This is a genomic window from Streptomyces sp. NPDC006332, assembly GCF_040612855.1.
Lineage (GTDB): Bacteria > Actinomycetota > Actinomycetes > Streptomycetales > Streptomycetaceae > Streptomyces.
In genome coordinates, this window is the sequence record NZ_JBEXRA010000002.1 from 114,471 (window position 1) to 136,721 (window position 22,251).

The following is a 22,251-nucleotide window of genomic DNA, read 5'->3' on the forward strand; positions in this document are numbered from 1 at the left end:
GTCGCGCGACGGAGGGGCTCGATGACGGACACCAACACCACCACGGCGGGTACCGACTGGCAGGCCTGGCAGGAGAGCTGGGACCGGCAGCAGGAGTGGTACATGCCGGACCGGGAGGACCGCTTCCGGATCATGCTCGACATGGTCGAGGCCCTGGTGGGCACCGCCCCGCGCGTCCTGGACCTCGCGTGCGGCACGGGAAGCATCACGGCCCGGCTGTTCGCGCGGTTCCCCGAGGCCACCAGCACCGGCGTCGACCTCGACCCGGCGCTCCTCGCCATCGCCGAGGGCACCTTCGCCGACGACGACCGGGTCAGCTTCGTCACCGCCGACCTCAAGGACCCCAGCTGGCCTTCGAGGCTGCCGTACGACTCGTACGACGCGGTCCTGACCGCCACCGCCCTGCACTGGCTGCACAGCGAACCCCTCGCCGCCCTCTACGGTCAGGTCGCGGAACTCGTCCGTGACGGTGGTGTCTTCATGAACGCGGACCACATGATCGACGAGTCCACGCCCCGGATCAACGCGGCCGAGCGGGCGCAGCGGCACGCGGGCATGGATCAGGCCAAGGCGAACGGCGCCCTCGACTGGGCCGAGTGGTGGCAACTCGCCGCCCAGGACCCCGTCCTCGCCGGGCCCACCGCCCGGCGCTTCGAGATCTACGGCGAGCACGCCGACGGCGACATGCCGTCCGCCGCGTGGCACGCCCGGACCCTGCGCGAGAAGGGGTTCGGCGAGGCACGGCCGGTGTGGTGCTCGCCGTCGGACACCTTGTTGCTGGCACTGAAGTAGGCGTGGTCGCCGGCACTGTTGGCGGCGCCCGAGCAGGAGTGCTCTTCCTGTCGTATGAAAGCGAAGGGCCGGTGCGGCGGGGAATCTCCCGCCGCACCGGCCCTTCGTCGTCGTCCCGCGAGGTCAGAGGACCTTGGACAGGAACGACTTCGTCCGGTCGTGCTGGGGGTTGGCCAGCACCTCGCGCGGGTGGCCGGACTCGACCACCACGCCGTCGTCCATGAAGACCAGCGAGTCGCCGACCTCACGGGCGAAGCCCATCTCGTGCGTGACGACGATCATCGTCATGCCGTCCTCCGCGAGGTCGCGCATGACGTCCAGGACCTCACCGACGAGTTCCGGGTCGAGGGCCGAGGTGGGCTCGTCGAAGAGCATCAGCTTCGGTTCCATCGCCAGCGCACGGGCGATGGCGACGCGCTGCTGCTGGCCGCCGGAGAGCTGCGCGGGGTAGTTGTCCATCTTGTCGCCGAGGCCCACCCGGTCCAGCAGCCGCCGGGCGCGCTCCCTGGCGACGGCCTTGGTCTCGCCCTTGACCTGGATCGGCGCCTCGGTGACGTTCTCCAGCGCGGTCATGTGGGGGAAGAGGTTGAAGCGCTGGAACACCATGCCGATGTCCCGTCGCTGCGCGGCCACTTCCTTTTCCTTCAGCTCGTAGAGCTTGTCGCCGCTCTGCCGGTAGCCGACCAGGCTGCCGTCGACGTACAGCCGGCCGGCGCTGATCTTCTCCAGGTGGTTGATGCAGCGCAGGAAGGTGGACTTGCCGGAGCCGGACGGACCGATCAGGCAGAACACCTCACGCGGGTTCACCTGCAGGTCGATGCCCTTGAGGATGTGCGCGAGCCCGAAGGACTTGTGCACGCCCTCGGCCCTGACCATCGGCTGGCCGCTCGTGCCCTGTGCGATGTCCTTGCCGAGACTGGTCATCGGGACACCTCCGGGCGGCGGAACGAGCCGAACAGGCGCAGGTTCTTCCGCAGCCGCTGCAGCGGCGTCGGCGGCAGGCTGCGCGAGGAGCCGCGTGCGTAGCGGCGCTCCAGGTAGTACTGACCGACGCTGAAGACGCTGGTCAGGATCAGGTACCAGATCGAGGCGACGAAGTACATCTCGACGACCGCGAGCGTGGTGCTGGAGACGTCCTGGGCCCGTTTGATGAGTTCGTTGAACTGCACCGCGTAGGCGAGCGACGAGGTCTTCAGCATGTTGATGAACTCGTTGCCGGTCGGCGGCACGATCACGCGCATGGCCTGCGGCAGGACCACACGGCGCAGCGTCTTGCCCTGCGTCATGCCCAGCGCGTGGGAGGCCTCCGTCTGGCCCTCGTCCACCGACTGGATGCCGGCCCGGACGATCTCGGACATGTACGCGGCCTCGTTGAGACCGAGTCCGAGCAGGGCGGCCAGGAACGGCGTCATCACGTCGTTCATCTCGTCCTTGTAGAACCCCAGGTTGAGCATGGGGAACACGAGGGCGATGTTGTACCAGAGGAGCAGCTGCACCAGCACCGGGGTGCCGCGGAAGAACCAGATGTAGACCCAGGCCACCGTGCTGGTGACCGGGTTGGACGACATCCGCATCACCGCGAGGATCACGCCCAGGACCAGTCCGAGGACCATGGACAGCACGGAGATGTACAGCGTGTGCCAGACCCCGTCCAGGATCAGGTCGTCCGTCAGGTAGTCCGGGATGATGCTGTAGTTGATCTTCGCGTTGGAGAAGGCGATCCCGATGAGCACCAGGACCGCGATGACCAGGGCGCCGGCCACCCAGCGGCCGTAGTGGCGCACCGGGATGGCCTTGATCTGTTCCGGCGGTACCGGCGCCGGAGTCTTGTCGACAGTGTCAGTCACAGTGACTGCCCTTCAGTGTTGCGTCAGGCAGGGTCATCAGCCGCCGTTGATCTTTGCCTCGGTCACCGCGCCGTCCGTGACGTTCCACTTCTCCATGATCTTCGTGTACTCGCCGTTCTTGATGATCGCGTTCATGGCCGCCTGGATGGCGTCACGCAGCTGGGTGTTCTCCTTGCTGACGCCGACGCCGTAGGGACCGGCCTCGATCTGGTCGCCGACGACCTCGAAGTCGTTGCCGCCGCCCGCGGTCTTGGCGTTGTAGGCGGCCACCGGGAAGTCGTTGAGGTCCGCGACGGACGCGCCCTGCTTGAGGCGCAGCAGCGCCTCGGGGTCGGTGTCGAAGGTCTGCAGCGTGATGGCCTTCTTGCCGTCCTTCTTGCACTTCGTGCTCTGCTTCTTGGCGATGCCCTCGGACGTCGTGCCCTGCTGCAGTGCCACGACCTGTCCGCACAGGTCGTCCAGGGACTTGATGCCCTTGGGGTTGCCCTTCTGGACCAGGATCGACGTACCGGCGGTGAAGTAGTCGACGAAGTCGATGCCGTTGCCGACCTTCTTGCCGTTGTCGTCGATGCCGGTCTGGCGGTCCTTCGTGTCGTTCATCGCGGACATGATCACGTTGAACCGGTTGGACTGCAGACCCACGATGAGCTGGGCGAACTTGCCGTTCTGGAAGTCGAACTTCACGCCCAGCTGCTTGCCGAGGGCCTCCGCGATGTCCGGGTCGATACCGACGGCCTTGCCGCTCTCCATGTACTCGACGGGCGGGTACGCGATGTCGGAACCCACCTTGATGACGCCGGCCTTCTTGATGTCGGCGGGGAGCTTGCCGGCGAGCGGCGCGGCGGACGTGGACGACTCCGACGCGCCGTCACTGCCTTTGTCCGTCTGGTCACCGCAACCGGTGAGAATCAGCGCGCCTGCGACCGCGATCGCACCGACCGCTGCTGTCCGGGTGTGCGCGGTCGTACGACGGGTGGAGCTTGCGGTCATGGTGGGTTCCTCCGGCGGATGGGTGGAGTTGCCGATGGGGCGGGCGGTTACCGATGGGTTCGGCGGCCGCCTTGGGTTCTGGGTCGACGAGTGCACACACTTTCGAGTGTCGCGACCTCGTGTGATGACCGCATCTTGCCATTCGGACGAAGGCGTGCAGGACGCCCGCCATGTCAAAATCGGATAACGAGCCACCCTCGAATCGGGCCAGGTCGGTACATCCTGGCCGCACCATCTGCAGGAATCCGCCGTTCCGGCAGCAGGATCTCCGGCTGCCTTCAGGACACGCTTCGAGGTCGCGGCGGAGCGCGGAGCTGGTCAGGGGCCGGTTCGACATCGGTTCAGTGTCCGTCAAGGGGCCCTTGAGGGCCCGCGCCTAAGTTTCGTCATGATTCATGTCACCGGCACGAGTCTGAGTGCCGCCGGAATCGTGTGGCGGACGGGACGCTGGATGTGATCTTGCAAGCCATGTGACCCATTGGACTCGTCCTCGGCGCCGTTCGTCCGGTAAGAAGGTTCTTTACACCCCTCATCCGGGGCTCAGGGCGCGTGTGCGGCGCGCCCGTCGCGTATGTGCCCGTACGTACCCCCCGTACGCAGCACCATTCAAGGGCAATGCGCGGTGCCCGCCCACTTCTCAACCAGGAGTGGCCACCCTCAAACCATGCATACCTAAGGGGTAGAACAAAGTGGCAGCGGAGATCGTCAATCCTCGCAGCGACAGCAATACGGACCAGGAAGGCGAGGCCGAGCCCCTCGATTCCTTCGATCCGGCGTTCGCGCTGCACCGTGGCGGCAAGATGGCCGTGCAGGCCACCGTGCCCGTCCGTGACAAGGACGACCTGTCCCTGGCGTACACGCCCGGCGTGGCGAAGGTGTGCAGCGCCATCGCCGAGCAGCCGGAGCTGGTCCACGACTACACGTGGAAGTCGTCCGTGGTCGCCGTCGTGACCGACGGCACGGCGGTGCTCGGACTCGGTGACATCGGACCCGAGGCCTCCCTCCCGGTGATGGAGGGGAAGGCGATTCTGTTCAAGCAGTTCGGTGGCGTCGACGCCGTGCCGATCGCGCTGGCGTGCACCGAGGTCGACGAGATCGTCGAGACCGTGGTGCGGCTCGCCCCGTCCTTCGGCGGCGTGAACCTGGAGGACATCTCGGCGCCGCGGTGCTTCGAGGTCGAGCGGAAGCTGCAGGAGCGGCTGGACATTCCGGTCTTCCACGACGACCAGCACGGTACGGCGGTCGTGACGCTGGCGGCTCTGCGGAACGCGGCGAAGCTGACCGGCCGGGGCATCGGTGAGCTCCGGGCCGTCATCTCGGGCGCGGGCGCGGCCGGTGTCGCCATCGCGAAGATGCTGGTCGAGGCCGGCATCGGGGACGTCGCCGTCGCGGACCGCAAGGGAATCGTTTCGGACGACCGGGACGATCTGACGTCCGTCAAGCGGGAGCTGGCGTCCTTCACGAACAAGGCCGGAATCACCGGATCGCTGGAGGCAGCCCTGGAAGGGGCCGACGTCTTCATCGGCGTCTCCGGCGGTACGGTCCCGGAGCCCGCGGTGGCCTCGATGGCGGACGGCGCCTTCGTGTTCGCGATGGCCAACCCGAACCCCGAGGTGCACCCCGAGGTCGCGCACAAGTACGCGGCGGTCGTGGCCACCGGGCGGTCGGACTTCCCGAACCAGATCAACAACGTGCTGGCCTTCCCCGGCATCTTCGCGGGCGCGCTGCAGGTGCGGGCGTCCCGGATCACGGAGGGCATGAAGATCGCGGCGGCCGAGGCGCTGGCGGCGGTGGTCGGGGACGACCTCGCCCCGGACTACGTGATCCCCTCGCCGTTCGACGAGCGGGTGGCCCCCGCGGTGACGGCGGCGGTGGCCGCGGCGGCGCGGGCCGAGGGCGTGGCTCGTCGCTGAAGTACGTGCGGTTGTGATGGCCCCGTCCGTTCGCGGACGGGGCCATTTATGTGTCGACTCGTCAGCCCGTTCGAGTGGAGAGCCGGGACAGGATCGGGTGAGGCCGGGAGGCGTCGTCCGTAGGCCCGCCTCCGCGCCCTGACAAGAGGGCGTGTGTCACAGCGCCCCGTGGTTCCCCCGGGTCGTCGGCGGAGCCTATCGTCAAGGTCATGTTCGCTGCCTACGCCGCCCGCATCGACCGTGACCAGCCCCTCACCGGCCTCGAACTGGGGGAGCGGCCCGCTCCCGAGGCGCGCCCCGGCTGGAGCACCGTGAACGTCCGTGCCGCCTCCCTCAATCACCACGACCTCTGGTCACTGCGGGGCGTGGGCCTGTCCGAGGACAAGCTGCCGATGATCCTCGGCTGTGACGCCGCCGGCGTCGACGAGGACGGCAACGAGGTCGTCCTGCACTCCGTCGTCGGGCAGAGCGGCCACGGCGTGGGCCCCGAGGAACCACGGTCCATCCTCACCGAGCGCTACCAGGGCACGTTCGCCGAACAGGTCGCCGTGCCCACCTGGAACGTCCTGCCCAAGCCCAAGGAGCTCTCCTTCGCGGAGGCCGCCTGCCTGCCGACCGCCTGGCTGACGGCCTACCGCATGCTCTTCACCAACGCGCAGGTGCGTCCCGGAGATTCGGTACTCGTCCAGGGTGCGGGCGGTGGCGTGGCCACGGCGGCCATCGTGCTCGGGAAGGCGGCCGGGCTGCGGGTGTTCGCCAGCAGTCGGGACGAGGCGAAGCGGAAGCGCGCCGTCGAACTCGGGGCCGTGGAGGCGCTGGAGCCGGGAGCGCGGCTGCCGCAGCGTGTGGACGCCGTGATCGAGACGGTCGGTGCCGCCACCTGGTCGCACTCGGTCAAGTCGCTGAGGCCGGGTGGCACGCTCGTCATCTCCGGCGCCACGAGTGGCGACCGGCCCGCGCACGCCGAACTGACCCGGATCTTCTTCCTGGAGCTCAAGGTCGTGGGGTCGACGATGGGAACCAAGGACGAGCTGGAAGATCTGCTCTCCTTCTGCGCCGCCACCGGTGTACGTCCCGTCATCGACGAGGTGCTGGCGCTGGACCAGGCCCGAGCGGGCTTCGAACGACTTGCGTCCGGAGAGCAGTTCGGCAAGATCGTGCTCACGAACGCGTAGCGATCCCTCGCGATCCCTCGCGACCCCTCCGCCCCACTCGGCCGGTCCGGTTTTCCGGGCCGGCCGTCGGCGTGTCCGCGGGCCTTTGTTGTCAACGAAGGTTGACGCATGGGTCATGTCAACGTAGGTTGACGCCATGACCGAAGCAACGGATCTCGCCGAGCGAGCGGGTGACCGCGATCCCCGGGTGGGGCTGCGGGCGGTCGCCGCGCTGCGCCGGCTGCTGGAGCAGTTGGAGGCGGTGCAGGTGCGTGGGGCGCGCAATCAGGGCTGGTCGTGGCAGGAGATCGCCGCGGAACTCGGTGTGAGCAGGCAAGCCGTGCACAAGAAGTACGGGAGGCATTGATGTTCGAACGGTTCACCAAGAACGCCCGGGACGTGGTGCGCGGGGCGGCCGAGCACGCCGAGCGGTCGGGAGCGCCGTCCGTGGAGGCGGAGCACCTGCTGCTGGCTCTCCTCGACGGGGAGGCAAGCCGTGGCTCGTTCGCGCTGGCCGCGCTCGGGCTGGCCGAGCGCGGGGACGCGGTCCGGGAGGCGCTGGTCGAGGCGCGACGGCGGGCCGGGTTGTCCCAGGCCGAGGCCGACGCTCTGGCCGGCCTGGGGATCGATGTCTCGGAGATCGTCGCCCGGGTCGAGGAAGTGCACGGCGTCGGCGCGATGTCCGGCGACCGGAAGGACAAGGCATGGTGGTCAGGACGCCGTTCGTTCGAGCGGGGCGCCAAGGACACCCTGGAGAGGGCGCTGCGCATCGCCGTCTCCCGCCGTGACCGCCACATCGGCGACGAGCACATCCTGTTGGCCCTCACCGCCCGCCCCGGCGTCCCCGCCGAGGTGCTCGCCGACCACGGGGTGACGTACGAGTCCCTGGTACGGGTGCTGTACGGCGAGGGCGAGGGCGAGGGCCGGGCGAGCTGAGCGATCCGGCGGGTTCTTCAGGGCTTCGGTGTGCGCAGCAGTGCCCCGATGTGGGCCGCCGCTGTCGAGAGGTGGCGGCGGGTGTCGCGGAGTTGGTCGGGGGTGACGCCGTGGTCGCGGGCGGCGTCGCGGATGTCGTCGCGGAAGCGGTCGAGCAGGCGCTCCAGGTCTCGGGGCGGGTCGCCCGTGGGGTCCTCATGGGCCCAGGACGGCTCGTACTCGGCGGGGAAGTCCTCCGGGGTGTGCGTGTACTCGGGGGCCGGTGCCGCCTGCTCGGTGGGGCCGCGGCCGAAGCCGAAGTCCTTCCCGAACTCCTTGCCGTAGTCCTTCCCGAACTCGCCGAACTCCTTGGCCAGTTCACTCAGGCCCTCTCGCACCCCGGTCGGCCAGTCGCCCCGGGCGAAGTGGTCCTGCACCTGTTCCTGGACCCGCCGGGCGATGCGCTGTACCTCCTCCTGGGCCTGTGTCCGGGCGTGCTCCTGCGCCTCCTTGGCCTGGCGGCGGGCACGCTGGGCCTCCTCACGGGCCCGCCGGCTCTCGTCCTTGGCGCGCCGGGCCTGTTCCTTCCACTCCTGCTTGACGCGGCGCATCTCCTCCTTGGCCGCACGCCACGCCTCGTGGTCGGTGTCGTCCTTGAAGCCCGCGAAGGGGCCGTCCTGTCCGCCGTCGGCCCGGGCGCCGGCCCCACGGGAAGCGGAACCCCTGCGAGCCTCGGACGCGGCCGCCCGCATCTCCCGCCGCAGGTCGCCCGCGGCTCCGCGGACGTCGGCCCGGATCTCGGCGGCGAGTTCCGCGACCGACTCGCGGATCTCCAGCTCCAGGTCGGCCAGTTCGCCGCTGCGGTCGGCCAGCTCGGCGCGGCCGGCGTCCGTGATGGCGTACACCTTGCGGCCGCCCTCGGTGGTGTGGGTGACCAGTCCCTCGGCCTCCAGCTTGGCCAGGCGGGGGTACACGGTGCCCGCCGAGGGTGCGTACAGACCCTGGAAGCGTTCCTCCAGGAGGCGGATCACCTCGTAGCCGTGACGCGGGGCCTCGTCCAGCAGCTTCAGCAGGTAGAGGCGGAGGCGGCCATGGGCGAAGACGGGGGGCATGTCAGAGCACCTTCTTGTCGGTCGTGCCGTCGGCCTGGGAGCTCGGCGAGCCGCTGCCCGGGCCGGAAACGGAATTGTCTCCCGAGTCGCCCCGCGGTCCCTGCGCCGGGGCGCCGCTCGCGGGTCCGGCGTCCTGAGGTGTGCCGCTCTCGTCCTCCCAGGGCCCGCTCTCGTCCTCCCGGGGAGGCCGGCGCAGCAGGGCGATCGACCCGGAGACGGTCGTAGCCCGCAGCTTGCCGGTACCCGCGCCCAGGCGACCGGTGATCTTGTGAGCGCCCCACTGGCCGTGCACCCGCAAGCCCTCGAAGGCGTTGGAGATCGTGCCGCTGGCGGTATTGGCCTGCACGTCCGCGTCGGCAGGCTGGGGCAGTCGGATGGCGATCTCGCCCGAGACGCTGGTCAGTCTGATGTCGGTGGGGCCGTCCGGATCGAGGTCGACGATCATGGACCCGCTGACCGAGTCGGCGCGCACGGACGGGCCGGAGCCCTCGACGACCGTGAGATCCCCGGAGACCGAGTTGAAGCGGAGGTCACCGGTGACGGCCTGTGCCTCCAGGCTCCCGGACACCGTGTCGGCGCGGACCGGGCCGGAGAGTGCCACGAGGGTCGTGTCGCCGGTGACCCCCTTGACGACGGACGGCCCGCGCAGCCCGGAGACGACGGCCCCCGCGTCGACCACGCCCACCTCCACCCGGGTGTCCGCCGGTACCGCCAGCGAGACGACGGCGCTGCGCCGCCGGCCCTTCGGGTCGAGCCACTTGAGGAAGCCCTTCCACGGCAGATCCTCGTACGCCACCGTGAGTGTGTCGCCGTCCAGCGTGACGGTCAGGGGAGGCCCCTGGATCTCGGAGACCTCCAGGCGTGCGGAACCTTCGTCCGTGCCCACCACGTTCACCGTTCCACTGACGGTGCGTACGTGAAGGGTCGTGACGGGATCGTCGAATGTGAGCTTGGTGGGCTCCGTGACGGACCACTCGGGCATGGTGCAGACCTCCCCGTCGCAACGCGCCATATCGCGTCCTCTCGCTATTCACGATATATCGCGGACACGGAAAGTCAAGACACCCATTTCGGTGATCTCCAGCGGACCGCACGCCACACCGTACGAAGAAGCGGGGCCCCATCCGGAGCCCCGCACCCAAGCCACGCCCTGTCACCGACGCCGCTACTCGTCGTCCTCGTCCTCGTCGTCCAGCCGAGCCAGCCACGTCGCCAGCCGCTCCACCGGCACCTCGAAGTCCGGGTTCAGGTCGACGAAGGTCCGCAACTGCTCGGCGAGCCACTCGAAGGTGACCTCCTCCTCGCCGCGCCGCTTCTCCAGCTCTTCGATGCCTCGGTCCGTGAAGTACATGGCTCAAGGATATTGCGAGGAAACGGCCGGGCCGCACCCCCGAAAGAGGGTGCGGCCCGGTCACGTACGGCCTGCGGGAGAGGGCTACGCCTCGAACACCTCTCGCACCAGCTGCTCCTGCTCGGCCTGGTGGCGCTTGGCCGAACCCACCGCGGGCGAGGAGCCGTGCGGACGGGAGATCCGCCGCAGCCGCTCACCGTGGGGCACGTCCGCGCCGACCGCGAGGTCCAGGTGGTCGATCAGGTTGAGGGCGATGAACGGCCAGGCACCCTGGTTCGCCGGCTCCTCCTGCGCCCACAGGTACTTCTCGGCGTTCGGGTACTTGGCGATCTCGGCCTGGAGCTCGGCACCCGGCAGCGGGTACAGGCGCTCGATGCGGATGATCGCCGTGTCCGTGGCCTCGCGCTTCTTCCGCTCGGCCTCCAGGTCGTAGTAGACCTTGCCCGCGGTGAAGACGACCTTCTTGACCGCCGCCGGGTCCACCGACTCGTCGCCGATGACCGGGCGGAACTGGCCCGTGGTGAACTCCTCCGCCTTCGACGCGGCGGCCTTCAGACGCAGCATCGACTTCGGGGTGAAGACGACCAGCGGCTTGTGGTGCGGGTTGTGCACCTGCCACCGCAGGAGGTGGAAGTAGTTCGACGGGAGCGTCGGCATCGCGACCGTCATGTTGTTCTGCGCGCACAGCTGGAGGAACCGCTCCGGGCGGGCGGACGAGTGGTCCGGGCCCTGGCCCTCGTAGCCGTGGGGGAGCAGGAGCGTGACGCCGCTGGTCTGGCTCCACTTCTGCTCCGCCGACGAGATGAACTCGTCCACGACCGTCTGCGCGCCGTTGACGAAGTCGCCGAACTGCGCCTCCCACATGACGAGCGCGTCGGGGCGGGCCAGCGAGTAGCCGTACTCGAAGCCCATCACCGCGTACTCGGACAGGAGGGAGTTGTAGACGTTGTAGCGCGCCTGGTCCTCGGAGAGGTACATCAGCGGCGTGAACTCGTCGCCGGTCTCCCGGTCGATGATCACCGCGTGGCGCTGGCCGAAGGTGCCGCGCTGCGAGTCCTGACCGGACAGCCGGACCGGGACACCCTCCAGGAGGAGGGAACCGACGGCCAGCGTCTCGCCCATGCCCCAGTCGATCGTGCCGTCCTCGACCATCGTGGCCCGGCGCTGCAGCTGCGGCAGCAGACGCGGGTGGACGGTGATGCTGTCGGGGATGTTGACCTGGGACTCGGCGATCCGCTTGACGACCTCCGTGGAGACGGCCGTGTTGACCGCCACCGGGAACTCGGCCTGCGGGTCCGCGGGCTCCACCGAGGACGGCTGCGAGGTGGCCTCACGGACCTCCGTGAAGACCTTCTCCAGCTGGCCCTGGTAGTCCTGCAGGGCCTGCTCGGCCTCTTCCAGGGTGATGTCGCCGCGACCGATCAGGGACTCGGTGTACAGCTTGCGCACCGAGCGCTTCTTGTCGATCAGGTCGTACATCAGCGGCTGGGTGAACGCCGGGTTGTCCGACTCGTTGTGACCGCGGCGGCGGTAGCAGATGAGGTCGATCACCACGTCCTTGTTGAACGCCTGGCGGAACTCGAAGGCCAGTCGCGCGACGCGCACGACCGCTTCCGGGTCGTCGCCGTTCACGTGGAAGATCGGGGCCTCGATCATGCGGGCCACGTCCGTGGCGTACATGGAGGAACGCGAGGACTCGGGGGCCGCGGTGAAGCCGACCTGGTTGTTGATGACCACGTGGACCGTGCCGCCGGTGCGGTAACCGCGCAGCTGCGACATGTTCAGGGTCTCGGCCACCACGCCCTGGCCCGCGAAGGCCGCGTCGCCGTGCAGGGCCACCGGCAGGACCGTGAAGTCCGTGCCGCCCTTGTTGATGATGTCCTGCTTGGCGCGGGCGATGCCCTCGAGGATCGGGTCGACCGCCTCCAGGTGCGAGGGGTTGGCGGCCAGTGAGACCTTGATCTGCTCACCGTCCAGGCCGGTGAAGGTGCCCTCGGCGCCCAGGTGGTACTTCACGTCGCCGGAGCCGTGCATCGACTTCGGGTCGAGGTTGCCCTCGAACTCGCGGAAGATCTGCGCGTACGACTTGCCGACGATGTTCGCCAGGACGTTGAGGCGGCCGCGGTGGGCCATGCCGATGACGACCTCGTCCAGGCGCGACTCGGCCGCGCTGTCGATGACCGCGTCGAGCAGCGGGATGACGGACTCGCCGCCCTCCAGGGAGAAGCGCTTCTGGCCGACGTACTTGGTCTGCAGGAAGGTCTCGAAGGCCTCCGCCGCGTTCAGGCGGCGCAGGATGCGCAGCTGCTCCTCGCGCTCCGGCTTGGTGTGCGAGCGCTCGATGCGGTCCTGGATCCACTTGCGCTGCTTCGGGTCCTGGATGTGCATGAACTCGACGCCGGTGGTGCGGCAGTACGAGTCGCGCAGCACGCCGAGGATGTCGCGCAGCTTCATCAGGGACTTGCCCGCGAAACCGCCGACGGCGAACTCGCGCTCCAGGTCCCACAGGGTGAGCCCGTGCTCGGTGATGTCCAGGTCGGGGTGCTTGCGCTGGCGGTACTCCAGCGGGTCGGTGTCCGCCATGACGTGGCCGCGGACCCGGTAGGAGTGGATCAGCTCGAAGACCCGGGCGGCCTTGGTGACGTCGTCGTCGTGGCTGGCGTCGATGTCCTTGAGCCAGCGGACCGGCTCGTAGGGGATGCGCAGCGCCTCGAAGATCTCGTCGTAGAAACCGCCCTCGCCGAGGAGGAGGTTGGCGACGATGCGCAGGAACTCGCCGGACGCGGCGCCCTGGATCACCCGGTGGTCGTAGGTCGACGTGAGCGTCATGACCTTCGAGATGCCGAGCTTGTTCAGGGTGTCCTGGGAGGTGCCCTGGAACTCCGCCGGGTAGTCCATCGAGCCGACGCCCATGATGACCGACTGGCCGGGCATCAGACGCGGGACCGAGTGGACGGTGCCGAGGCCGCCGGGGTTGGTCAGGGAGACCGTGACACCGGAGAAGTCGTCCATCGTCAGCTTGCCGTCGCGGGCGCGGCGGACGATGTCCTCGTAGGCCTGCCAGAACTCGAAGAAGTTCAGCGTCTCGGCCTTCTTGATGCCGGCGACGACGAGCTGGCGGTCGCCGTTCGGCTTCACCAGGTCGATGGCCAGGCCGAAGGTGACGTGCTCCGGCTTGACGAGGGTGGGCTTCCCGTCCTTCTCCGCGTAGTGCCAGTTCATCGACGGCATGGCCTTGATGGCCTGCACCATCGCGTAGCCGATCAGGTGCGTGAAGGAGATCTTCCCGCCCCGGGCGCGCTTCAGGTGGTTGTTGATGACGATGCGGTTGTCGAAGAGCAGCTTCACCGGGACCGCGCGCACGGACGTGGCCGTGGGCAGCTCCAGGGAGGCGTTCATGTTCTTCGCGACGGCGGCGGCGGGGCCGCGCAGCGTCACCATCTCCGGGCCGCCCGACGCCGGTGCGGCGGGCGCGGCCTTGGCCGCCGGCTTGGCGGCGGCGGGCTTCGCGGCCTGGGCCGGAGCAGGCGCGGCGGGCGCGGCGGCCTTGGCGGGCGCCGGAGCAGCGGCGGCGGGCTTCGCGGCGGGCGCGGGAGCGGCAGCCGGGGCCGGTACGGGCGCCTGCGCCTGCGGGGCGGCAGGCGCGGCCGGGGTGGTGGTCCCTGCGGCCCCCGCGGCCGCAGTACCCGCCGGAGCCGGCGCGGCGGCCGCGCCCGGCTTGTAGTCGGCGAAGAAGTCCCACCAGGCACGGTCTACCGAGTTCGGGTCCTGGAGGTACTGCTGATAGATCTCGTCGACGAGCCACTCATTGGGTCCGAACGCGGCCGCGGGGTTCTTCCCCGCTTGGTCGGTGTCGGTCGAGATGCTCGAGTTACTGGGGGACTGTGGCGACACGGCGGCAACCGCCCTCTTCCGCTTCACAAGGTGATGGACAGCGGGAATAAAGGCTACGCCCCCTTGACCGCCAAGGTCAGGCCGGGCCCGTTCATCGTCGTGTAAGTCACATCGAACAGCGGGTTTCGGGGCTGGAAATGGCGGGAAAAAAACGTGGTTCTGTTGCGCGAGGGATGACGCGACCGGGCCTCGGCGCGTCGAACGCGCGGGCCTGTGCCTGATCACACGTGTACGCCGCGGCGGACACCGATGGATCTTGTGGCTCCGCCTCGAACTTTACGTCAACTTGGCAGAGAGGGAAGTCCCGGAAGGGTGACAAGGATCCGGCAGCCCCGCTCGGATTCGGCCACCCCGATCCGTCCGCCGTGCAGATCCACAGCCCAGCGGGCGATCGCCAGGCCGAGCCCGGTACCGCCGTCGCTGCCGGGTCCGTGCGGCCGGTTGACGCTGCCGCGGTTGAACCGCTCGAAGACCCGGTGCCACTCCGACCTCGGAATGCCGGGGCCCTCGTCGAGCACCTCCAGCTCCAGGGACTCGGAGCGGGACCCGCGCCGCGCCTTCACCGTGACCCGGCCGTGCGGCGGGCTGTGCTTGACCGCGTTGTCGATGAGATTCGCCACTACCTGGTGGATCCGCTCCGGGTCCGCGTGCGCGGTCAGCTCCGGCGGGGACACGTCCAGGTGCAGATGCACGTCCGTACGGGTGTGGCTGCCGGATCCGGAGGCGATGCCGGCCCGCGCCGAGGCGACCATGTTGGCCTCCTTCAGCACGCCCGACAGGTACGGCCACACCTCGAAACGCCGCTTGCGCAGCGGTACGACCCCGTTGTCCAGCCTGGACAGGTCCAGCAGGGTCTCGACCAGCCGACCGAGCCGCTCGGTCTGTTTCAGGGCCGTCCGCATGGTTTCCGGGTCGGCCTGGGTCACACCGTCGACGATGTTCTCCAGGACCGCCCGCAGGCCCGCGATCGGCGTGCGCAACTCGTGCGAGACATTCGCCACGAGCTCCTTGCGCTGCCGCTCCTGGGCCTCCAACTCGTCCGCCATGCGGTTGATCGTCTCGGCCAGGTCGCCCAGCTCGTCACGGCGGTTCTCCCGCACCCGGCGGGTGTAGTCGCCGTGCGAGATGGAGCGGGCCACCGCGTTCATCTCGTCCAGCGGCGCGGTGAGTGAATGCGCCACGAACTGCGTAATGAGCAGTGTGGCGATCATCGAGAAGACCGTGATGAAGCGGAGCTCCGTCTTGGTCTGCACCGCGATCATCGACAGGCCGGTGGTGATCAGCACCGACGTGACGACCAGCGCGCCCAGCTTCGTCTTGATCGAGAACGGGCGTACGCCGCCCCAGGGCTCCCCGGGACCTCTCCGTCCGGCCGGACCCTCGCTCATGGCGTCGGCGTCTCCAGGGCGTAACCCACGCCGTGCACCGTGCGGATCCGCTCGGCGCCGATCTTCCGGCGCAGCGCCTTGATGTGGCTGTCGACCGTACGGGTGCCGGAGGCGTCCGCCCAGTCCCACACCTCCGCCAGCAGCTGCTCCCGGGAGAGCACCGCACGCGGCGTGTTGGCCAGGCAGACCAGCAGGTCGAACTCCGTCGGCGTCAGATGGACGTCCTCGGAGCGCACCCGTACCCGGCGCTGCGCGTGGTCGATCTCCAGCTCGCCCAGCCGCAGGATGCCGCTGCGCGGAGTGGCGGCGGCCAGCGCGGCCCGCTCGACCCGGCGCAGCAGCACGTGCACCCGCGCCGCCAGCTCGCGCATCGAGAACGGCTTGGTCATGTAGTCGTCGGCGCCGACCCCGAGCCCGACCAGCATGTCGGTCTCGTCGTCGCGCGCGGTGAGCATCATCACCGGCACCGGACGGGCGGCCTGCACACGACGGCAGACCTCCAGACCGTCGAAGCCGGGCAGCATGATGTCGAGGATCAGCAGATCGGGCTGCCAGGCCTCGGCCGTATCGACGGCGGACGGGCCGTCGACCGCCGTTTGCACGAGGAATCCCTCGGCGCGCAGGCGGGTCGCGATGGCGTCCACGATCGTCGGGTCGTCCTCGACGACCAGGACCCGGCGCTGTGCGCCCTGGGTTGCCGCCGTGCCGTTGTGGGAGGTGTGTGTCTGCTCCATCGCCCGCCCCTGAGGTGTGCAATTCCGGAACCAGTGGGGTGATCCCTTGTCTGCGCATGACTGCGCTTGACGCTTGAATGATCGGCGTCAGGGAAGCAGAGTACGGGGAGTCACCGTTTCTTTGCTATCCAGGTCGGACGGCGAGATGCACGACGTCCGGAACGCCCCGGGCAACCGGGATCTCTTCGGTACGCACCTGTTGGAACCCGGCATTCCGCAAGGTTCCCTCGAATTCCGGAGAGGGTTGGGCGGACCATACCGCCAGCACCCCTCCTGGCCTCAACACCCTTGCGCAGCTGGTGAGTCCGGCTGGTGAGTAGAGGCCGTGGTTGCCCTCGGTGACCGTCCAGTCGGGCCCGTTGTCGATGTCGAGGCACAGCGCGTCGAATGTGTCGCATGTCTCATTGACGAATGCGACCAGATCGGTTTCCACAACCTCGGTACGCGGATCGGCGAGCGCGCGCGAGGACAAACCGGACAACGGTCCCTCGCGATGCCAGTCGACGACCGCGGCCTCGCGCTCGACCACCGTGATGCGGCCCCAGCGGGGATCGGCTGCGGCGTGTGCGAGGGAGAACCCCACGCCGAGACCGCCGATCAGCACGCTCGGCTCGGCCCGTCCGTCGAGAGCCTCCAGCGCCGTGTCGACCAGCCGCCGCTCCGAGCGGCCGTCGGAGGTGTCCATCAGGAAGCACCCGTTGGCGATGATCTGCAGCAGTCCACCGTGGCGGCGCAGCACGACCTCGCCGTACGGGCCCTCGCGACGATCCAGGACTTCGGGGGTGTCGTTCGGGGTGAGCATCGGCCCATCCTGGCAGTCCCGTGCCGGGTGGGGCGCGCGAATTTCCCTGGGAAGTCGCTGTGAATGGCGGCTTTCGTGGCCCCAGTCATAGACAGGGGCGTGCGGGACGGCGAAGGGTGGGCGAAACGGAAGGAGCGCCTCACCGTGGACCGGACCGTGACGGCCGCCGACGCGACGGCGGATGTGGCTCCTTCGCCGTGCGGCGCACCGCGCGAGATGCCTGGCGGCGATCCCGGTCGCGTGCGGTGCGAGGTGGCGCACGAGGCTCCCTCCGAGGCGTCCGTCGGCGCCGGTCTGCCCGACGCCTCGGGGCTGCTGCAGGCGATGCCGCGGCAGCGGAACGCGACCGCCCCAGCCACGACCACCACACCGACCCCGCCCGCCGCCCCCGCGGCCGCCCGGCGCCCGCGCCCCTGGCGGCTGCTCCCCACGCCCGCCGGGACGCCCTTCACCTTCGGGTACGCCGCCCTGCTCGCCGTCACCTCGCTGGTCACGCAGTACGCCGACCCCGCCGTCGTGCACACCCTGCACCAGGCCTCCAGCACCGATGTGGCCCACCTCGTGCAGTGGCCCGTGCCGGTACTGCTGGCCAGCGCGCTGTGGACAGCGGGCGGAATGCTGTCGCCGTACGCGATCGGTCTCCTGCTCGTACTCACGGCTCTGGAACGACGGATCGGTGGCGTGCGCACCGCCGGGGTCTTCCTGCTCGGGCATGTCCTCGCGACCCTGGCGACCGAGGGGACCGTGGGGCTCGCGGTCCTGGTCGGGCACCTGCCCGACAGCTCCTTGCACCGCCTCGACTACGGCGTCAGCTTCGGCGTCGCCACCTGCGTGGGCGCCCTCGCCGGACTGCTCACGCCCTGGCTGCGCTGGCCCCTGCTGGCCGCCTTCGGGGGCATGGTGGTGCAGGACCTGATCGCGTTCACGGACCCCATGACCAACTGGGGGCACCTGATCTCGCTGGGGATCGGCGTGGCCACCTGGCCGGTGACGCGGCGCGCTCGCCGGGCCCACCAGGGCACGACCGTCCGGTAACTCCCCGATACCCCCGGGCATCTTTCGGACCGTCCGGCTGTTGGGTCGAGGGACGGGCCGTTTCCGCCTCCCCGACCGTGATCGCTGACAGCGAACGCCCCGTGGGGAACATTCAAGCGCTCATGTGCATTGAGTCGGCATAGCTCAACTTGAATGCCGAAGGGGAGATCATGGCTTCGACGTCTACACCGCTCACTCTGCCTGTGCTGCCGCTCGACGGCGAGGTCGTGCTGCCCGGCATGGTGGTTCCGCTGGACCTGAACGACGCCGATGTACGCGCCGCCGTGGAGGCCGCCCAGGCCGCCGCCCGCTCGGAGCCCGGCAAGCCCCGGGTCCTGCTGGTGCCGCGCATCGACGGGACATACGCGAGTACCGGTGTGCTCGGCACGATCGAGCAGGTCGGCCGGCTCGCCGACGGTGACCCGGGCGCGCTGATCCGCGGCCGGGGCCGGGTGCGGATCGGCGCGGGGACCACGGGCCCCGGTGCCGCCCTCTGGGTCGAGGGCGTCCGCATCGACGAGACCGTGCCCGAGCCGCTGCCCGGTCACGTCACCGAACTGGTCAAGGAGTACAAGGCACTCGCCACGGCGTGGCTGCGCAAGCGGGGTGCCTGGCAGGTCGTGGACCGGGTGCAGGCCATCGACGACGTGTCGGCCCTGGCGGACAACTCCGGTTACTCGCCCTTCCTGACCACCGAGCAGAAGGTGGAGCTTCTCGAGAACGCGGACCCGGTGGACCGCCTGAAGCTGGCGGTACGGCAACTGCGCGACCACCTCGCCGAGCAGGACGTCGCCGAGACCATCGCCAAGGACGTCCAGGAGGGCGTCGACAAGCAGCAGCGGGAGTTCCTGCTCCGCCGCCAGCTGGAAGCCGTACGCAAGGAGCTGCGCGAGCTCAACGGCGAGTCGGAGGGCGAGGAGTCCGACGACTACCGGACCCGGGTCGAGGCCGCCGACCTGCCCGAGAAGGTCCGCGAGGCCGCCCTCAAGGAGGTCGACAAGCTGGAGCGGTCCAGCGACCAGTCGCCCGAGGGCTCATGGATCCGGACCTGGCTCGACACCGTCCTCGAACTGCCGTGGAACGAGCGGACCGAGGACGTGTACGACATCCAGGGCGCCAAGGCGGTGCTGGACGCCGAGCACTCCGGGCTGGCGGACGTGAAGGAGCGGATCACCGAGTACCTGGCGGTGCGCAAGCGCCGTAGCGACCGGGGCCTCGGTGTCATCGGCGGGCGGCGCGGCGGTGCCGTGCTCGCGCTCGTCGGCCCGCCCGGTGTCGGCAAGACCTCGCTGGGCGAGTCCGTCGCGCACGCCATGGGGCGCAAGTTCGTGCGGGTCGCGCTCGGCGGGGTGCGGGACGAGGCGGAGATCCGCGGCCACCGGCGTACCTACGTCGGCGCGCTGCCCGGCCGGATCGTGCGCGCGATCAAGGAGGCCGGGTCGATGAACCCGGTGGTCCTGCTGGACGAGATCGACAAGGTGGGGTCCGACTTCCGGGGCGACCCGGCCGCGGCTCTGCTGGAGGTCCTCGACCCGGCGCAGAACCACACCTTCCGGGACCACTACCTGGAGGTCGAACTCGACCTGTCGGACGTCGTCTTCCTGGCCACGGCCAACGTGCTGGAAGCCATCCCGGAGGCGCTGCTCGACCGCATGGAACTGGTCCGGCTGGACGGCTACACCGAGGACGAGAAGATCGTCATCGCGCGTGACCACCTGCTGCCCCGCCAGCTGGAGCGGGCCGGCCTCAACAAGGACGAGGTCACCCTCGACGAGGGCGCGCTGCGCAAGCTGGCCGGCGAGTACACCCGCGAGGCCGGGGTGCGAACCCTTGAGCGCTCCGTCGCGCGGCTGCTGCGCAAGGTCGCGGCCCAGCACGAACTGGGCGAGCGGGAACTGCCGTTCACCGTCACGGACGAGGACCTGCGCGCGCTGATCGGCCGGCCGCACCATGTGCCGGAGTCCGCCCAGGACCCGGCGGAGCGGCGGACCGCCGTGCCGGGTGTGGCGACGGGGCTCGCGGTCACCGGAGCGGGCGGTGACGTGCTGTACGTCGAGGCGTCGCTGGCCGATCCGGAGACCGGCGCGGCGGGCCTGACGCTGACGGGCCAGCTGGGCGACGTCATGAAGGAGTCGGCGCAGATCGCGCTGAGCTTCCTGCGCTCGCACGGAGCCGAACTGGAGCTGCCGGTCGCGGACCTGAAGGACCGCGGCGTGCACATCCACTTCCCGGCGGGCGCGGTGCCGAAGGACGGGCCGAGCGCCGGTGTCACGATGACGACGGCGCTGGCGTCGCTGCTGAGCGGCCGTCTGGTCCGTACGGACGTCGCGATGACCGGCGAGGTCTCGCTGACCGGCCGGGTACTGCCCATCGGCGGGGTGAAGCAGAAGCTGCTCGCCGCGCACCGGGCGGGTGTCACCACGGTCGTCATCCCCAAGCGCAACGAGCCCGACCTGGACGACGTCCCGGCGGAGGTGCTGGACAAGCTCGACGTCCACGCCGTCACGGACGTCCGCCAGGTCCTGGAGCTGGCGCTGGCCCCCGCGACCAACGGGGCCGCGTCGGAGGTTCCGGTCGCGGCGTGACGGACGCGGTCGGATGAGGGGAGGCCCGGGTCCCGTGAGGGAGGCCCGGGCCTTCGCCTCGGGTGCGTCGCGTACCACGCCCGACCTCGGCCGGACGAAGAGGCCACGCAGGTGGGGCGAAGGCCACCGTTGGTCCGGCCCTGCGAAATACTGGCGGGGCCGCGGCGACCACGGCGCTCGGCGGAAACTTTTCAGGATCGGGAAACCGAGGCAGGGGCTGACGTGCACGAAGACGGGAACGGCGACGGACGCCAAGTCGAATCCGACGTCCCCGCGAGCGGTGTGGACCAGCCCGCGTTCCTCGCGCTGGAACGCGAACTGACCGTTCTGCTGCGGCGCGCCCGTGCCAACCAGGGCGAGATGGCCCGCGAGGTCCACCCGGACCTGGAGTCCGCGGCGTACGGCCTCCTCGTCCGGCTGGACGAATGCGGAGGTCAGCGGGCCACCGCGCTCGCCGGGTACATCGGGGTCGGCAAGGCCACCATGTCCCGTCAGCTGCGGGCGCTGGAGGAACTCGGCCTGGTGGCCCGGGAACCGGACCCGGCCGACGGCCGCGCCTGGCTGATCGCCCTCACCCAGGAGGGCCACGACCGGGTGACCAGGGTGCGTGAGGCGCGGCGGGCGCGGTACGCCGGTCGTCTGGAGGACTGGGACTCGCGCGAGGTCGCGGAACTGGCGCGCCTGCTCAACCAGTTGAACCGGGGCATGGAGAAGTAGGTCAGGTCCACGGGGCCGGTCGGCACCCGCGTCGGCACCCGCGTCCGGTGGGCCGGTCCCCTCAGAGCTCCACGTACACCACGGTCGCGTCGTCGTGCGTCTTGCTGCGGCCCAGATGCGTCCGCTCCCGGGCGTCCGCCCGCTCCAACTCCCGTACCCGGTCCACCAACGCCTGCGCCCCCTCCTTGCGGACGTAGGTGAAGCAGTCGGTCCAGTCGCCTTCTTGGAACTTCTCCACCCAGCGGGTCGCACCGTCCGTCAGGGCGGCCAGGGCACGGACGTCCTCGCGCGCCACGGCCCCGGTCACCGCGCGCGCCGCCACCGTCGGATCCGCCGCCGCCGTGAAGAAGCCGCCCTCCTTGTTGCGGATCGTGGCGTCGATCAGCGCGTCCGTGGCGAGGGCGGAGCGGGGCAGGAGTGCCAGACGGTCGTCCAGGTGGGGGGTCACCGTGCCGTCGGGGGACTCCAGCAGGAGTGCCGAGTCCGAGAGGACCAGGTACTCGACCGTCTCCGACGACCAGCGGGCCAGAACCACCGTGGCCTGCGGGGTACGCGGGTGAGAAAGGTCACAAGTGGATTGATGGGCCCCGCTTGTTCGCAGAATCGCTCGGGAGAGAATCTCCGGCAGCGGAAGATTCCGGCAGGAAACGGTCAGTTCGGTCAGGGCCCCGCCGAGTCGCGCGGTGAACCAGGGGACGGAATGCAGACAGCCCGTGGCGCCGTTCGGCGGTGTCACCCCGTCCAGGGCCACGAGCGCGCCGCCCAGCCCGGAAGCCGGTAGCGCGACGCTCGCGAAGTCCTCGTTGGCGCGGACCCGGTCGCCGGGCTCCGAAACAAGTTCCGTACGCATTCGGCCAGTCTGCACGAGCACTCCACAAGGTGTGCAGAAGGCTGACATCAGTTCCCGATTTCACGCAGCCGTGCAGGTCAGACGTCTGATTTGGGGTGGAATAACTGACTCCGGGAAGGTGTGTCGGCGAATATTGCCACCGCCCGCCGTGGACGTCCAACCGGCCCGCCGC

General features: G+C 69.7%; 19 protein-coding genes. 8 read left to right on the forward strand and 11 right to left on the reverse strand.

Annotated elements, in window-relative coordinates:
- Positions 1–21 precede the first annotated feature (21 nt).
- Positions 22–792, forward strand: coding sequence for a class I SAM-dependent methyltransferase (locus tag ABZ027_RS02720; protein WP_356763643.1), 771 nt, complete (start codon positions 22–24; stop codon positions 790–792).
- Positions 793–915: 123 nt separating this feature from the next.
- Here ABZ027_RS02720 and ABZ027_RS02725 read toward each other — a convergent pair whose 3' ends face one another.
- Genes ABZ027_RS02725 through ABZ027_RS02735 form a run of 3 tightly spaced genes read right to left on the reverse strand, consistent with a single transcriptional unit; the run spans position 916 to position 3,629 of the window.
- Positions 916–1,716: an amino acid ABC transporter ATP-binding protein gene (locus ABZ027_RS02725; RefSeq protein ID WP_356763645.1), complete on the reverse strand. Its 801-nt coding sequence runs from the start codon at positions 1,714–1,716 to the stop codon at positions 916–918.
- Positions 1,713–2,639: an amino acid ABC transporter permease gene (locus tag ABZ027_RS02730; protein WP_356763647.1), complete on the reverse strand. Its 927-nt coding sequence runs from the start codon at positions 2,637–2,639 to the stop codon at positions 1,713–1,715. Before ABZ027_RS02730 ends, ABZ027_RS02725 begins: the two co-directional genes overlap by 4 nt.
- Before the next feature lie 36 nt (positions 2,640–2,675).
- Positions 2,676–3,629 (reverse strand): ABC transporter substrate-binding protein, encoded by a 954-nt coding sequence (locus ABZ027_RS02735; protein WP_356763649.1) that lies wholly within the window; start codon positions 3,627–3,629, stop codon positions 2,676–2,678.
- A 689-nt stretch (positions 3,630–4,318) separates the two neighbouring features.
- Between ABZ027_RS02735 and ABZ027_RS02740 the strand changes: the two genes are divergently transcribed.
- The 4 genes from ABZ027_RS02740 (at position 4,319) to ABZ027_RS02755 (ending at position 7,632) form a co-directional block, all read left to right on the forward strand.
- Entirely contained in the window at positions 4,319–5,542 is a 1,224-nt protein-coding gene (locus ABZ027_RS02740) for an NADP-dependent malic enzyme (protein WP_356763651.1), read from the forward strand.
- 209 nt (positions 5,543–5,751) lie between these two features.
- Entirely contained in the window at positions 5,752–6,717 is a 966-nt protein-coding gene (locus ABZ027_RS02745; RefSeq protein WP_356763653.1) for a zinc-binding dehydrogenase, read from the forward strand.
- Positions 6,718–6,853: 136 nt separating this feature from the next.
- The gene (locus tag ABZ027_RS02750) at positions 6,854–7,063 is read left to right on the forward strand and encodes an HTH domain-containing protein (RefSeq protein ID WP_232026758.1); all 210 of its coding nucleotides are present in this window, start codon (positions 6,854–6,856) and stop codon (positions 7,061–7,063) included.
- The gene (locus ABZ027_RS02755; protein WP_356763655.1) at positions 7,063–7,632 is read left to right on the forward strand and encodes a Clp protease N-terminal domain-containing protein; all 570 of its coding nucleotides are present in this window, start codon (positions 7,063–7,065) and stop codon (positions 7,630–7,632) included. Before ABZ027_RS02750 ends, ABZ027_RS02755 begins: the two co-directional genes overlap by 1 nt.
- Before the next feature lie 17 nt (positions 7,633–7,649).
- Here the strand turns inward: ABZ027_RS02755 and ABZ027_RS02760 are convergent, their stop codons facing one another.
- The 7 genes from ABZ027_RS02760 to ABZ027_RS02790 form a co-directional block, all read right to left on the reverse strand.
- The gene (locus ABZ027_RS02760) at positions 7,650–8,723 is read right to left on the reverse strand and encodes a helix-turn-helix transcriptional regulator (protein WP_356763657.1); all 1,074 of its coding nucleotides are present in this window, start codon (positions 8,721–8,723) and stop codon (positions 7,650–7,652) included.
- Position 8,724: 1 nt separating this feature from the next.
- A complete protein-coding gene (locus ABZ027_RS02765) occupies positions 8,725–9,705 on the reverse strand; it encodes a DUF4097 family beta strand repeat-containing protein (protein ID WP_356763659.1) in 981 nt (326 codons plus the stop codon).
- 183 nt (positions 9,706–9,888) lie between these two features.
- Entirely contained in the window at positions 9,889–10,074 is a 186-nt protein-coding gene (locus ABZ027_RS02770) for a DUF6104 family protein (protein WP_007266501.1), read from the reverse strand.
- Between the two features lie 84 nt (positions 10,075–10,158).
- Complete coding sequence (locus ABZ027_RS02775) at positions 10,159–13,968, reverse strand: multifunctional oxoglutarate decarboxylase/oxoglutarate dehydrogenase thiamine pyrophosphate-binding subunit/dihydrolipoyllysine-residue succinyltransferase subunit (RefSeq protein WP_356763661.1); 3,810 nt, start codon at positions 13,966–13,968, stop codon at positions 10,159–10,161.
- A gap of 281 nt (positions 13,969–14,249) precedes the next feature.
- A complete protein-coding gene (locus ABZ027_RS02780) occupies positions 14,250–15,356 on the reverse strand; it encodes an ATP-binding protein (protein ID WP_356763663.1) in 1,107 nt (368 codons plus the stop codon).
- Positions 15,353–16,090: a response regulator transcription factor gene (locus ABZ027_RS02785; protein ID WP_356763665.1), complete on the reverse strand. Its 738-nt coding sequence runs from the start codon at positions 16,088–16,090 to the stop codon at positions 15,353–15,355. The genes ABZ027_RS02780 and ABZ027_RS02785 overlap by 4 nt, the downstream gene beginning before the upstream one ends.
- 124 nt (positions 16,091–16,214) lie before the next feature.
- Entirely contained in the window at positions 16,215–16,892 is a 678-nt protein-coding gene (locus tag ABZ027_RS02790) for a spermidine synthase (protein ID WP_356763667.1), read from the reverse strand.
- Between the two features lie 144 nt (positions 16,893–17,036).
- Here ABZ027_RS02790 and ABZ027_RS02795 point away from each other — a divergent pair, with 144 nt between their 5' ends.
- From ABZ027_RS02795 to ABZ027_RS02805, 3 genes are all read left to right on the forward strand, one after another.
- A complete protein-coding gene (locus ABZ027_RS02795; protein ID WP_356763669.1) occupies positions 17,037–17,927 on the forward strand; it encodes a rhomboid-like protein in 891 nt (296 codons plus the stop codon).
- A 170-nt stretch (positions 17,928–18,097) separates the two neighbouring features.
- Positions 18,098–20,512 (forward strand): endopeptidase La, encoded by a 2,415-nt coding sequence (gene lon / locus ABZ027_RS02800; protein WP_356763671.1) that lies wholly within the window; start codon positions 18,098–18,100, stop codon positions 20,510–20,512.
- A 222-nt stretch (positions 20,513–20,734) separates the two neighbouring features.
- On the forward strand, positions 20,735–21,229 hold the full coding sequence (locus ABZ027_RS02805) for a MarR family transcriptional regulator (RefSeq protein WP_356763673.1): 495 nt from the start codon (positions 20,735–20,737) through the stop codon (positions 21,227–21,229).
- A 61-nt stretch (positions 21,230–21,290) separates the two neighbouring features.
- On the opposite strand, the gene ABZ027_RS02810 is transcribed toward ABZ027_RS02805, so the two are convergent.
- Entirely contained in the window at positions 21,291–22,079 is a 789-nt protein-coding gene (locus tag ABZ027_RS02810) for a hypothetical protein (protein WP_356763675.1), read from the reverse strand.
- Positions 22,080–22,251 lie beyond the last annotated feature (172 nt).